Origin of the sequence: Scytonema millei VB511283 (assembly GCF_000817735.3) — a bacterium.
Taxonomy (GTDB): domain Bacteria; phylum Cyanobacteriota; class Cyanobacteriia; order Cyanobacteriales; family Chroococcidiopsidaceae; genus Chroococcidiopsis; species Chroococcidiopsis millei_B.
On record NZ_JTJC03000001.1, the window covers coordinates 503,674 to 518,519 of the forward strand.

Genomic DNA, 14,846 nt, shown 5'->3' on the forward strand with positions numbered 1-14,846 from the left:
AGCGAGCTTCAAGACGCATGACTACAGAGATATCTAAAGAATCTACCTCCTACTTGCTGCCCGATTTAATCGAAATTCAAAAAGCTAGTTTTCGGTGGTTTTTAGAAGAAGGCTTAATTGAAGAACTCAACAGCTTCTCGCCAATTACCGACTACACGGGCAAATTAGAACTGCACTTACTAGGTCAAAATTATAAACTCAAACAGCCGAAATACGATGTAGACGAAGCCAAGCGTCGCGATGCTACCTATGCCGTACAGATGTACGTACCGACACGCCTGATCAATAAAGAGACAGGCGAGATTAAGGAGCAAGAGGTTTTTATCGGCGACCTGCCCCTCATGACCGATCGCGGTACGTTTATTATTAACGGTGCAGAACGGGTGATCGTCAATCAAATCGTGCGATCGCCTGGAGTTTACTACAAATCGGAAATCGATAAAAACGGTCGTCGTACCTACAGCGCCAGTTTGATTCCTAACCGAGGCGCGTGGCTGAAATTTGAAACCGATCGGAACGATTTAGTTTGGGTACGGATCGACAAAACTCGCAAACTGTCGGCGCAAATTCTGTTGAAGGCACTTGCTCTGACAGACAATGAAATTTTTGATGCCCTGCGTCACCCAGAATATTTCCAAAAAACGATCGAAAAAGAAGGGCAGTTTTCCGAAGAAGAAGCCCTGATGGAATTGTACAAAAAGCTGCGTCCCGGCGAACCACCAACGGTATTGGGCGGTCAACAGCTGCTCGACTCGCGCTTTTTCGATCCCAAACGTTACGATTTAGGGCGCGTCGGACGGTACAAACTGAATAAAAAGCTGCGCTTATCGATCCCCGATACGACGCGGGTACTGACACCAACAGATATTTTGGCGGCGATCGACTACCTGATCAACTTAGAGTTCGACATGGGTAGCACCGACGATATCGATCACTTGGGCAACAGACGAGTCAGAAGCGTCGGCGAGTTGCTGCAAAACCAAGTCCGCGTCGGCTTAAACCGCTTAGAACGGATTATCCGCGAACGAATGACCGTCTCGGATACAGATAACCTCAGCCCGACTTCATTAGTCAACCCCAAACCCCTAGTCGCTGCGATTAAAGAGTTTTTTGGCTCCAGCCAACTGTCGCAGTTTATGGATCAGACCAACCCCTTAGCAGAATTGACCCACAAGCGCCGCCTCTCAGCCCTGGGTCCTGGCGGATTGACGCGAGAACGGGCAGGTTTTGCCGTCCGAGACATTCACCCCTCTCACTACGGGCGGATCTGCCCGATTGAGACTCCAGAAGGTCCCAATGCGGGTCTGATTGGTTCTTTGGCAACTCACGCCAGAGTTAACCAATACGGCTTTTTAGAAACGCCTTACCGCGAAGTGAAAAACGGGCGAGTCTTGTACGATGGCGCTCCCATTTACATGACAGCCGACGAGGAAGACGATTTCCGCGTCGCACCTGGAGATGTACCGATCGACGAACATGGCAATCTGCTGGGCGCTCAAGTCCCCGTGCGCTATCGCCAAGACTTTACCACCACCACCCCCGACCAAGTGGACTACGTGCAGGTAACACCAGTCCAGATCGTCTCTGTCGCCACCAGCTTGATCCCGTTCTTGGAACACGACGATGCTAACCGCGCCCTGATGGGTTCCAACATGCAACGGCAAGCCGTCCCCTTGCTCAAGCCGGAGCGACCCTTAGTGGGGACGGGGCTAGAAGCACAAGCAGCACGAGATTCTGGGATGGTAATCGTCAGCCGTACCGATGGTGAAGTCAGTTATATCGATGCCACCCGTATTCGCGTCCGCGCTGCCAATGGCAGCGAAATTGAATACCAGATGTCCAAATACCAGCGCTCCAACCAGGACACTTGCCTCAACCAGCGCCCGCTCGTCCGTAAAGGCGATCGCGTTGCTGCCGGACAGGTGATTGCTGATGGCTCCTCGACCGAAGGCGGTGAAATTGCTCTGGGACAAAACATTCTCGTTGCCTACATGCCTTGGGAAGGCTACAACTACGAAGACGCAATTTTGATCTCGGAACGATTGGTACAAGAAGACTTGTATACTTCAATTCACGTCGAAAAGTATGAAATTGAGGCAAGACAAACCAAACTCGGACCCGAAGAAATTACCCGGGAAATTCCTAACGTCGGGGAAGATGCCCTGCGACAGTTGGACGAACAGGGAATTATTCGCATTGGTGCGTGGGTAGAATCGGGCGACATCTTAGTTGGCAAGGTCACGCCCAAAGGCGAATCCGATCAGCCGCCAGAAGAAAAGTTGCTCCGGGCAATTTTCGGTGAAAAGGCACGGGACGTGCGCGATAACTCCCTGCGCGTACCCAACGGCGAAAAAGGGCGCGTGGTAGATGTGCGCGTATTTACCCGCGAACAGGGCGACGAATTACCCCCTGGCGCTAACATGGTCGTGCGCGTTTATGTCGCTCAAAAGCGCAAGATCCAAGTTGGGGACAAAATGGCAGGGCGACACGGCAACAAGGGGATTATTTCCCGCATTTTGCCCCTAGAAGATATGCCCTACTTGCCCGATGGCAGACCTGTAGATATCGTATTGAACCCCTTGGGCGTACCCTCCCGGATGAACGTGGGACAAGTGTTTGAGTGCCTCTTGGGATGGGCAGGGGCTAACTTGGGTTCGCGGTTTAAGCTGACTCCGTTCGATGAAATGTTTGGCGAAGAAGCTTCTCGCTCGATCGTCCACGGCAAATTGATGCAAGCCAGAGAAGATACAGCTCAAGATTGGATGTACGACCCAGAGAATCCTGGGAAAATCCAAGTCTTCGACGGCAGAACTGGAGAACCCTTCGATCGCCCGATCACGATTGGCATGGCTTATATGCTGAAGCTGGTGCATTTGGTAGACGACAAGATTCACGCCCGCTCTACTGGTCCTTACTCCTTGGTGACGCAACAACCCTTGGGTGGCAAAGCACAGCAAGGCGGTCAGCGATTTGGCGAAATGGAAGTGTGGGCGCTGGAAGCTTTCGGCGCTGCCTATACCCTGCAAGAACTACTAACGGTGAAATCCGACGACATGCAAGGACGGAACGAAGCCTTAAACGCGATCGTCAAAGGCAAGGCTATCCCCCGACCTGGCACGCCCGAGTCTTTCAAGGTATTGATGCGAGAGTTGCAGTCTTTGGGGCTAGATATTGCCGTGCATAAGGTAGAAACTCAAACTGACGGTAGTACCTCTGATGTCGAGGTGGATCTGATGGCAGACCCGGCTGGTCGTCGCACTCCTTCCCGTCCCACCTACGAATCCCTCAGTCGCGAATCGTTGGAAGAAGAAGAAATTTAGTGGTGAGTGGTGAGTGATGAGTGGTGTTCCTACTCTTTACTCCCTACTCCCTACTCCCTACTCCCTACTCCCTTACCCCTCAAATATGAGACCAGGATTATCAAATCAGTTCGACTACGTAAAAATTGCGATCGCCTCGCCCGACCGAATTCGGGTCTGGGGAGAAAGAACCTTGCCTAACGGTCAGTTGGTGGGTGAGGTGACAAAGCCAGAAACAATTAACTATAGAACGCTCAAGCCAGAAATGGATGGGCTATTCTGCGAGCGGATCTTCGGTCCGGCGAAAGATTGGGAGTGTCACTGCGGTAAGTACAAGCGCGTCCGCCATCGGGGGATCGTTTGCGAGCGTTGCGGTGTAGAAGTCACCGAATCTCGCGTTCGCCGCCACCGGATGGGATTTATTAAACTCGCGGCTCCAGTTGCCCACGTTTGGTATCTCAAGGGCATTCCCAGTTACATTTCAATTTTGCTAGATATGCCCTTACGGGATGTCGAGCAAATCGTTTACTTTAACGCTTATGTCGTCCTCAAGCCAGGTAATGCTGAGACCCTAACTTATAAACAACTGCTCAGCGAAGACCAGTGGATTGAGATTGAAGACCAACTTTACAGCGAAGACTCTACCCTAGAAGGTATAGAAGTAGGGATTGGGGCTGAGGCATTAGCGAATTTGCTCTCGGATATCAAACTGGAACCAGAAGCAGAAACGCTGCGGCAAGAAATTGGTACGGCAAAAGGACAGAAACGGGCAAAACTAATCAAACGGCTGCGGGTGATTGACAACTTTATCGCCACTGGCTCGAAACCAGAGTGGATGGTGATGAGTTACATTCCGGTAATTCCTCCCGACCTACGCCCGATGGTGCAGCTTGATGGCGGACGATTTGCTACGTCTGACTTAAACGACCTGTATCGTCGCGTGATCAACCGGAACAACCGTCTGGCGCGCTTGCAAGAGATTTTGGCTCCTGAAATCATCGTCCGTAACGAAAAGCGGATGCTGCAAGAAGCTGTCGATGCTCTGATCGATAACGGTCGGCGGGGACGCACGGTGGTAGGCGCAAACAACCGTCCGTTGAAATCCTTGTCAGATATTATCGAAGGGAAACAAGGTCGCTTTCGGCAAAACTTGCTCGGAAAACGGGTGGACTATTCGGGACGCTCGGTGATTGTTGTCGGACCGAAACTCAAAATTCACCAGTGCGGTTTGCCACGGGAAATGGCGATCGAGCTGTTCCAGCCCTTCGTAATCCACCGTCTGATTCGCGGTGGAATTGTCAACAATATTAAAGCTGCGAAAAAATTAATTCAGCGCAATGACCCTAGCGTGTGGGACGTTCTAGAAGAGGTGATTGAAGGACACCCAGTCCTGCTCAACCGCGCTCCAACACTCCACCGCTTGGGGATTCAATCTTTCGAGCCAATTTTGGTAGAAGGTCGTGCCATTCAGCTCCATCCTTTGGTCTGTCCGGCGTTCAACGCTGACTTTGATGGCGACCAGATGGCGGTTCACGTGCCTCTGTCCCTGGAATCGCAGTCAGAAGCAAGATTGTTGATGCTAGCTTCTAACAATATTCTGTCTCCAGCAACAGGTAGACCGATTATTACTCCCAGCCAAGATATGGTTTTGGGCTGTTATTACTTAACTGCCGAAAATCCCAACAACAATCGTGGTGCTGGCAGTCACTTTGCATCGCTCGATGACGCGATCGTAGCTTACGAGCAAGAGCGAGTAGACCTACACGCTAAAGTTTGGGTACGCTACGACGGCAAAGTAGAGACGGCGAAGCCAGACAGCGAGCCCTTAAAAGTAGAACAGCAGGGCGATGGCACTGTAACTAAACACTTTCGCGAACGACGAGTCCGAGAGGATAGTAGCGGTAATTTGCTGTCGCAGTTCATCCTGACAACTCCTGGTCGGATTATTTACAACAAAGCAATTCAAGACTCGATTGTCAGCTAGGGATTAGGGGCTGGGGACTAGGAAAAATGCAAAATTCGCAATTAACTCACTCCCCCTGTAAGGGCGGGTTTAACCGCAGAAGGATTTATTCCAGAACAGGTATCTTCAAAAAACCCGTCCCTACGATTCCCCACTCATCACGCGCCACGCACTACTCACTACTCATTACTTACTAAAAACATGGCAGACGGTAAGGAATTTATTTTTCGCAACCGCGTAGTTGGTAAAAGCCAGCTGAGAAATCTAATTGCTTGGTCGTTCACGACTTACGGCACTGCTCGCACGGCAGTTATGGCAGATAAGCTGAAAGATTTAGGATTTCGCTACGCGACGAAAGCAGGGATCTCAATTAGCGTTGACGATTTGATGGTTCCGCCTTCTAAGCGATCGCTCTTGGAAGCTGCCGAAGCCGAAATTAGAGCTACGGAAGCGCGTTACCAACGGGGAGAAATCACTGAGGTCGAGCGTTTCCAAAAAGTGATCGACACTTGGAACAGTACTAGCGAAGCCCTCAAAGATGAAGTGATGAGTCACTTCGAGCGGACGAATCCGCTGAACTCGGTACACATGATGTCTATTTCTGGGGCGCGGGGTTCGATCGCCCAGGTGCGGCAGTTAGTCGGAATGCGTGGGTTGATGGCAGACCCTCAAGGGGAAATTATTGACTTGCCAATTAAAACGAATTTCCGCGAAGGGCTGACCGTTACCGAATACATTATCTCGTCCTACGGGGCAAGAAAAGGTCTGGTAGATACGGCGCTGCGCACGGCAGACTCCGGTTATTTAACACGACGCTTGGTAGACGTATCCCAAGACGTGATCGTGCGGGAATTTGACTGCGGTACGACCCGCGCCATTCCCGTGCGCCCGATGATGGATGGCGATCGCACTTTGATTCCGATCGGCAATCGCTTGCTAGGTCGAGTCGCGGCAGTTGACGTAATCCACCCAAAAACGAAAGAAGTTTTGGTGCAGAGAAACCAGCCCATTTATGATGAATTGGCGCAGGCAGTAGACAAAGCAGGCGTTGAAGAAGTGATGGTACGATCGCCCCTCACCTGCGAAGCAGCGCGATCGGTCTGCCAGCACTGTTATGGCTGGAGTTTGGCACACGCCAAGATGGTAGATTTGGGTGAAGCGGTGGGGATCATTGCCGCTCAAAGTATTGGCGAACCAGGCACGCAGCTAACCATGCGTACCTTCCACACGGGCGGCGTATTTACCGGAGAAGTGGCGCGACAAGCACGGGCAGAACAAGACGGCACGATTCGGATGCCGCGCAATCTCCGCAATCGTCCGTTTAGAACCCGCCACGGGGAAGACGCGCTGATGGCGGAAAACAACGGAGCGCTGACTTTGGAGCTTGCCAATGGTAGCAAAGTGACTATTCCCGTCAACCAAGGTTCGATCGTCTATGTCAATGACGGTCAGACAGTGACAACCGGGCAACTAATCGCTGAAGTCCCCGTTGGCAACCGTACCACCAGAGTGAATACGGAAAAAGTTACGAAAGATGTAGCTTCGGACTTGGCAGGAGAAGTCAAATTTGCGGATGTCGTCGCCGAGGAAAAGACCGACCGTCAAGGTAACACGACGACGACTGCATCTAGAGGCGGCTTGATCTGGATCTTGTCGGGAGAAGTTTACAACTTGCCCCCAGGTGCAGAACCAAGCGTTAACAACGGCGATCGCGTCGAAGCGAATAGCGTCTTGGCGCAGATGAAACTGACCAGCGTGCATGGGGGTGTCGTCCGCTTACCCCAAGCTGCTGATGGGGCGCGGCAGCGAGAAATTGAAATCATTACTGCCTCTGTGGTTCTCGATACGGCTACCGTGCGATCGGAAAGCTTCCAAGGTCGCGAGCATTACACGATCGAAACAAGTAACGGTCAACAATTTTCGCTCTTAGCGACTCCAGGCACAAAAGTGCAAAACGGTCAAGTTGTTGCAGAGCTAATTGACGATCGCTACCGCACTGCTACTGGTGGAATTGTGAAATTTGCTGGTGTAGAAATCGGGAAAAAAGGTAAGGCAAAGCAAGGTTACGAAGTCGTCAAGGGTGGAACCTTGTTGTGGATTCCTGAAGAATCTCACGAAGTCAATAAGGATATCTCCCTGCTGATCGTCGAGGACGGCACGTATGTCGAAGCGGGTACGGAAGTCGTGAAGGATATCTTCTGCCAGAATAGCGGCGTTGTCACCGTGACTCAGAAGAATGACATTTTGCGCGAACTGGTGGTGAAGCCAGGGGAATTGCTGATGTTAGACGACCCAGAAGCAGCACTCGGCAGAGACGGAACTTTAGGTCAGCCTGGAGAAGAAATCGTCCCAGGACATACCCTATCCGAACTGCGTTATATCGAGTATGTCGAATCGCCCGAAGGTCCAGCCTTACTGCTACGTCCCGCGATCGAATATGCCGTACCAGATGTTCCACCCGTACCCAGCACGCAATCCGTTAATCAATCGGGTCGCCGGATTGAGTTGAGATCGATGCAGCGTATTGCTTTTAAAGATTCCGAGCGGGTGAAGTCGATTGAAGGAGTAGAACTGCTGCGGACGCAATTGGTCTTGGAAATCGAGCAAGACACGAGCGGAGAACACGGTAGTTCGCCAATGGTGGCAGATATCGAATTGATTCCCGATGCAGAAGATCCCGAACTCCAGCGCTTGCAGTTGGTAATTTTGGAGTCTTTAACAATCCGCCGCGACGTAGCCGCTGATGCTACCCAAGGCAGTACTTCGACCACATTACTCGTAGAAGACGGGCAGAACATTCCTCCTGGTGCAGTCGTGGCACGGACGGCAATTCAGTGCAAAGAAGCCGGAGAAATTCGCGGTATTCGCGAAGGTGCAGAAGCCATTCGCCGCATACTGGTGTTGCGAGAAAGCGATCGCCTATCCATTCCAACCAAAGAACGTCCTCAAGTCAAAATTGGTGACTTGGTTGTAGCAGGTATGGAAATCGCTCCGGGAGCAGTTGTGGCTGAATCCGGGCAAGTACTGGAAATTAAGAAGGCAACGGGAGATAAAAAAGAGCAGGAACAACCAGGTGATGGAGCGTTGGTTAGCAACGCTTATGAAGTGGTTGTACGCACAGGTCGCCCTTATCGCGTCAGTAACGGTGCGGTATTGCAAGTCGAAGACGGCGAACTGGTTCAACGGGGCGATAACTTAGTGTTACTGGTCTTTGAACGGGCAAAAACCGGAGACATCATTCAGGGTTTACCCAGAATTGAGGAACTACTGGAAGCACGCAAACCAAAAGAAGCGTGTATCCTTGCCCGTGCTGGCGGTACGGTGGAATACAATCGGATTGAGGATGAAACTGTTGCCATTAAGGTGATTGAAGATTCTGGCAATCTTACCGAGTATCCAATTGGACCTGGGCAAAATGCCATTGTCTCTGATGGAGCGCACATAGAGTTAGGTACACCACTGACCGACGGTCCAGCAAATCCCCATGAAATTCTGGAGATTTTCTACAATCGCAATGCTGCCGAGGGTGTCTATGCTAGTGCGCTGGAAGCTTTACAGCGAGTCCAGACATTTCTAGTGAATGAAGTTCAGTCCGTCTACCAGTCTCAAGGCATTGATATTTCTGACAAGCACATCGAAGTGATCGTGCGTCAGATGACTTCCAAGGTGCGGATCGACGATGGTGGCGACACGACCATGTTGCCAGGGGAGTTGATCGAACTGCGGCAAGTCGAGCAGGTCAACGAAGCGATGAGCATCACTGGTGGGGCGAAAGCACAGTATACGCCGATGCTCTTGGGTATTACCAAGGCATCGCTGAATACAGATAGCTTCATCTCAGCAGCTTCGTTCCAAGAAACGACGCGGGTACTGACTGAAGCAGCGATCGAAGGTAAATCTGATTGGTTGCGGGGTCTGAAAGAAAACGTGATTATCGGACGCTTGATTCCAGCAGGAACTGGTTTTAACACCTACGAAGAAGTCAGTACGACCAGTACTGACGATTTCGACACCATGTCAACTAGCGTCTTTGATGATGGTGACGATGCCATGGATGTCGTCCTCGACGATCGCACGGCTCGCGCTTACAACCTAGAAGGCATGGGAGATAGCTTCGGTTTCGATCGCAACTCTGCCATCCTGGATGAAGATGACGATCTGATGATCGACGACTCTTCGGCTGGCGACATGGATGATGACGATGATGACGATGATGACGATGACGACTTCGACGACGACGATATCTAACTAAAAAATAGGGTGGGCATTGCCCACCCTTTCTGTTTTCTGCCAAGAGGCAAAATTTCGCCTCTCGATAAACAAAATCTCTTATTTGAGCGAAGCGCTTTGCAACTCGCCCGTGCGGACGGAAAGTTGTTGAGTTCGATCGCCCCGCCGGACTTTGACTTGAATCGCCTGCCCGACTTGAGTATCCTCAACTAAACTTTGTAGCTGTTCGGCTTTCGTAATCGTCTGCCCGTCTACTTGGACGATGACATCTCCCCGACGCAATCCAGCAGCAGCAGCAGGCGAGTTGGGTAAAACTCGCACTACCAATACGCCATTCACTTCGGGAATTTGAATCGTCGAATTAGGATCGCTGTTATTTTGTCTTGCCAACGAGGGGGTAAGGGTTTCCATTTGTACCCCAATATATGGGTGGGCAACTTTCTCACCTCGAATTAACCGATCTTTAATCGCTTTAGCTTTGTCAATGGGAATTGCAAAACCAATTCCCATCCCGTCAGCGCGAATCGCCGTGTTGATGCCAATCACTTCGCCGCGATCGTTCAATAGCGGACCTCCAGAATTACCAGGATTGATCGCCGCATCGGTTTGAATGAAATCTAGCCGCTTGTCGGGAATGCCAACTTGAGCGCTAGAACGCTTGAGAGTGCTGACAATACCAAGGGTGACGGTGTTATCTAATCCCAAAGGATTTCCCACGGCGATCGCCCAGTCTCCAACCTGGACGCTAGAAGAGTCTCCCAAGGGTGCTACGGGCAAATTTTTGCCGTTGACTTTAATTGCTGCCAAATCGGTAACTTCATCTACACCTTGCACCTGACCTTCCAAAACACGCCCATCTTTTAAAGTTACCGTCACCTTATCGGCTTGAGCGACAACGTGGGCATTGGTTAAAATCTCGCCGCTAGAATCGACAATGAACCCAGAACCCAATCCTTGTAAACGTTCGGGTGGCAATTGTTGGGGAAAGTTTTCGCCAAAAAAACGGCGGAAAAATGGGTCGTCTGAAAAAGGATCGGGTAGGCGGCGCGTAATCGTGCGTTCTGTGTCGATGCGTACCACCGCTTGTCCGACGCGATTCACTGCGGCAGTCACAAAGCTGTTGGGCTGGATGGCAGCTTTTTGAGTTGGGGTTGGTGGTGTGGGAACTTGGGAAATCGTTGCTTGAGGGACTGGGTCTGCTTGTGACGGTAGTACCTGCAAACAACCGCTTAGAAATACACCTATAACAATCGCCAACACATAAGAACTGAGTTGGCGCATATACTGCATAATTTTTCCTAATCGCATAGAATCAATCGAACTCAGTGAACAGTTATCAGTTATCAGTTATCAGTTATCAGTTATCAGCAACTAACAACCGTCTTCACGGCGTGTAGCGGAGCGCGTTTACTGTCAACTGTCAACCAACAACTAATAACAACCCTTTTAGGGTGTCATATCTAATATTTTGGCAAAGCTTGCAGCAGATAGCGGAAACTGACTCAATTGCTCTAGGCTAGAATTTGAACTAACTTTATTAGCGGGTGCGATCGCGCATGAACGGCACAGATAAACTGACAAAAAGCTCCTCGTCAATTGCTAAGACTGAAATACTCTCCCCATCTACTGACTTAGACCTCAGCCACGGTCACGTTCACGAGCAGGGAGCGGCTCACGCTCACGTCCATAGTGAAGAATCTCTACGCGCCGTGATCAATCGGCTTTCTCGCATTGAAGGGCACATTCGCGGGATTAAAACTATGGTGCAAGAAAACCGAGATTGTCCTGAAGTCTTGACGCAGATTGCAGCCGTGCGCGGAGCGCTCGATCGCGTGGCTCGAATGATTTTAGACGAGCATCTGACTGAATGTATTGCTAGAGCTGCTCAAGTGGGAAATTTGGAAGACGAGATCGATGAATTGAAAAAAGCTCTGGATCGATTTTTGCATTAGTCCAGCATCGCAGAAACAAACTGCCAACAAATCACAGCGCTAAATGCTCGTAGATTTAGATTTTTTGACTTCTAACTTCTCGTACTAAAACCGGACTTTATACAACTGAAATAACTCTCCTGCTTGCCGTGCCACAATTTTAGCGCCAGTAGCTTTTATCGTTTTTTCCCACTCAGATATAGGCTCCAGAAACACTTCTGCACCCAGGTAGGTTTCTAAAACTGCCCAATCTTCTGCTAGGGGTGTTTCGGGGTTGAGGATGTCGAAGACAAAAAAACCATTCGGTTTCAGCACTCGCTTGACTTCTGCCATGACAGTACTCCAGTACTCGCGGGGAAAATAGCAGCTAAATCCAGTGGCGATCGCTAAGTCAAATTGAGCTGGAGAGTAGTTTAACTGGTGGGCTGGTCTTAATTCAACACCTTTAAATAACTTTGAGTTCAACTGCGGACTGCGAGCATTCAAGGTATCCCGTGCTACTGTACTGACTTCTTGACCGTAAAAAAATGCTTGCCATTCCGTCCAAGGATAAATAAGAAAGCTAACACCGCAGCCAATATCTAGGCAAGTTTGGTTTTTCTGTGGTTGAGCCATCTCCCAAAAAGGAGAAGCCAGTCTGCCAGCTAAGATACCAGTTTTCCACTCATGAAATATTGGCATTGCCTGCACTTCTGGCGGGAGTGCCAAATCTTGACCTTGATACTGTCGGTTAAACCGATATCCTACTTGCTTGACTGTTTCCTCCCAATTTTGCGATTGAAAGATGTTGCTGCCGTGAAAACTAGGCGAATTAGAATTACTACTGCTTTGTTTAGACATGGTAGAAAGGTAACAGCCTGCTATGCTTTCATTTCTGGCACAAAATCCAAATAACCCCGTGGGGTGATTATCCAATCGGCATAGGTGCGAGTACTAGAATTACCAATTAATACTGTAGATAGCATATCGACAGGCAAATCGAGAAACTTTTCTAAAGTTGTTAGGAAAATTTGTTCGTCTTGACGGTAAGCCGCACGGACGATCGCCACTGGAGTGTTTGGGTCGCGGTATTGTAAGAAAATATCTCTGGCGATTTGTAGCTGTTGGACGCGCGATTGCGATCGCGGATTGTAAATTGCCGTGACAAAATCAGCCATTGCTGCGGCAATCAAGCGCTTTTCAATGACTTGCCAAGGGGTGAGTAAATCGCTTAAGCTAATGGCGCAAAAGTCGTGCATTAGAGGCGTGCCGACGCGGGCGGCGGCGGCTTGCAACGCTGTAATTCCGGGAAAAACTTGCACTTGAGGCGTGCTTCCGTCCCAGTCTCCTGCTTGCAATTCTTCCATCACCAACCCTGCCATACCGTAAATGCCGCAGTCTCCCGAAGATACCACCGCCACTGTCAAACCCCATTGTGCCAGTTCGATCGCTCTTTGAGCGCGCTGTCTTTCTTGGGTAATGGGTAAAGTTTCGATAATTTGCTGGGGTTGTAACAATGTCGCAATCAATTCTATGTAAAGAGAGTAACCGATAACTGCATCCGCTGTGGCGATCGCGCTTTTGGCAGCTGGGGTGATTTGCTCGATCGCACCAGGTCCTATTCCCACGAGGAACAGTTTACCAATACGACCCGTATATTCGATTTCCGATTGGGCGATCGCGATCGTGACTGCACCCGTGAACTCGGGAGTCGGGATTCGGTACGGGCAGGTTTCCAAACCCGCCCGTACGGGAGTCGGGGTGTTGGGTTTGAAAATTTGTTTGGGAACCAATAGCGTAGGTGTTACCTTGCGATCGGAATCTGTGTGGTGCGCCTTTGTATGAGGTGGATTTAAACAAGCGCATAAAGCCGCAGCTTCAGCAACGCTGGGAGTCCCGACTTCTCGTTCTACAACTGGGGAGGGGTTAGGGACGGAAATCGCGCTCAAGATTTCGGCGGGGAAAGTCCGTAAGGGAAAATCGTAGGCGTGGCACAATTCGACTAACCCAACTTCATCAGCTTTCAGGTCGATCGTCGCAATCCCCGCGATCGCGTCTGTGGCAAGTTGATTTTCTCGGCAGATTTGCTGAATGCCAGCTTCAATCAGTTGTCTTGAGGTTCCCCGTTCGCAACCGATTCCCACCCACAAGACACGGGGATGCCACTGAATTTGAGGCTGAAGGGAATTGCTAGTAGGGGCGCACGGCTGTGCGCCCTCAATCGGGCGTGGCGTAATCCAAATTTTGGCTGTTGCGTCAGGAGATGGCTCAAAACTCAAATTTGACTGCCGGACGCTGGCTGTCGATCGCCACAAGGTAGAACCAGCTTCTTGAATGACTTGTACGGGTTCGCCACGCACTACTGCCGCACTCACTTCCGTCCAATCTCCTCTCCCTTTATGCCATCCAAAGGGAACGCCCAATAAATCTATGGCGGGTAATCCTAAACTTGTAGAAGCGCTGGTTAATATTGGAGTTGCATCGATGAGCTGGGCAATTATTTTTGCGATCTTGTCAGCCCCGCCTTGATGTCCGCCGCACAGACTAATGACAAACTTTCCTGCCTCATCAACTACGACAACTGCCGGATCGGTGGCTTTGTTTTGCAATAAAGGTGCAACGATCCTCACAACTGCCCCAGTTGCCAAACAAAAAACGAAGGCGCGGTGAGATTGCCACAATTCGGCTACGTGAGATTTGAGCGAACCTGAGTAGGCTTGCACTCCGGCAAGACTCGACAGAGACTCTGGAACCCAGACTGGATTATTAGGTTGACAAATAGACCGCAATCTGTTTGCACCAATAGAAGTCGTCGCGATCGCGCACAAAGGTTGAAAGTCTTGCAGCAACACAATTTTTCGCTCTAAAGCACTGATGTATAAAAAGTAAGGTGAGCAATGCTCACCCTACCTATGAACCATTACAAATGACCAATGACTAATGACCAATGACTGATAGATTATTCCCAAGAATCAAGATTAAAAGCTTGAAATCCTTCCCGTTCTGCTAAAGCAAACATGCTGCCCAACTGATACCAGACTAACAAACCAGTCAGTAACGTCAGGGGAACGGCAAAAGCATAAGACATCATGATGGGGAAGCCAAAAATTTCAATCCCAGAAGCAAGAAAGACGCAAACACCAACAGCCATGCCCAAGAAAGGAAAAATTAATTGTCCGGTGCGGATTTTAGCCATTGTATCGGTATCGGTGGCGCGATCGCTCGACCATTTTTGTAGCAGCTGTTTGAGCGTGCCAGAAAACGCCGCTCCAGAAGTCAAGGCGACAAACAAACCTACAACGAGCAGGAAATAAGGCGGAGTGGACGGGTAAAACATGAAAGATACCTTTTTTAATGGACGAAAAGAGCGATCGGGGCGAGACGCTCGTAGGGGCGGGTTTATCGAGTTATTTCTATAAGTAGTAGAGATTTCTCAACAAAACC

At 50.1% G+C, this 14,846-nt stretch carries 8 protein-coding genes; 4 read left to right on the forward strand and 4 right to left on the reverse strand.

Going from position 1 to position 14,846, the window contains the following annotated elements; translation table 11 throughout:
• The first annotated feature begins 17 nt into the window (after positions 1-17).
• The 3 genes from rpoB (at position 18) to QH73_RS02360 (ending at position 9,510) form a co-directional block, all read left to right on the forward strand.
• A complete protein-coding gene (gene rpoB / locus QH73_RS02350) occupies positions 18-3,320 on the forward strand; it encodes a DNA-directed RNA polymerase subunit beta (protein WP_039715072.1) in 3,303 nt (1,100 codons plus the stop codon).
• Between the two features lie 85 nt (positions 3,321-3,405).
• Positions 3,406-5,283 (forward strand): DNA-directed RNA polymerase subunit gamma, encoded by a 1,878-nt coding sequence (locus tag QH73_RS02355; RefSeq protein ID WP_039715073.1) that lies wholly within the window; start codon positions 3,406-3,408, stop codon positions 5,281-5,283.
• A 180-nt stretch (positions 5,284-5,463) separates the two neighbouring features.
• Entirely contained in the window at positions 5,464-9,510 is a 4,047-nt protein-coding gene (locus QH73_RS02360) for a DNA-directed RNA polymerase subunit beta' (RefSeq protein ID WP_039715074.1), read from the forward strand.
• An 81-nt stretch (positions 9,511-9,591) separates the two neighbouring features.
• Here QH73_RS02360 and QH73_RS02365 read toward each other — a convergent pair whose 3' ends face one another.
• Positions 9,592-10,800, reverse strand: a complete 1,209-nt coding sequence (locus QH73_RS02365) for an HhoA/HhoB/HtrA family serine endopeptidase (protein ID WP_039715075.1) — start codon at positions 10,798-10,800, stop codon at positions 9,592-9,594.
• Positions 10,801-11,048: 248 nt separating this feature from the next.
• Between QH73_RS02365 and QH73_RS02370 the strand changes: the two genes are divergently transcribed.
• Complete coding sequence (locus tag QH73_RS02370) at positions 11,049-11,444, forward strand: metal-sensing transcriptional repressor (protein ID WP_039715076.1); 396 nt, start codon at positions 11,049-11,051, stop codon at positions 11,442-11,444.
• An 84-nt stretch (positions 11,445-11,528) separates the two neighbouring features.
• Here the strand turns inward: QH73_RS02370 and QH73_RS02375 are convergent, their stop codons facing one another.
• From QH73_RS02375 to QH73_RS02385, 3 genes are all read right to left on the reverse strand, one after another.
• A complete protein-coding gene (locus QH73_RS02375) occupies positions 11,529-12,263 on the reverse strand; it encodes a class I SAM-dependent methyltransferase (protein WP_039715077.1) in 735 nt (244 codons plus the stop codon).
• A 20-nt stretch (positions 12,264-12,283) separates the two neighbouring features.
• Positions 12,284-14,254, reverse strand: a complete 1,971-nt coding sequence (gene cobJ / locus QH73_RS02380) for a precorrin-3B C(17)-methyltransferase (RefSeq protein ID WP_309476432.1) — start codon at positions 14,252-14,254, stop codon at positions 12,284-12,286.
• 107 nt (positions 14,255-14,361) lie between these two features.
• The gene (locus QH73_RS02385) at positions 14,362-14,739 is read right to left on the reverse strand and encodes a hypothetical protein (RefSeq protein ID WP_039715078.1); all 378 of its coding nucleotides are present in this window, start codon (positions 14,737-14,739) and stop codon (positions 14,362-14,364) included.
• Between the last annotated feature and the right edge of the window lie 107 nt (positions 14,740-14,846).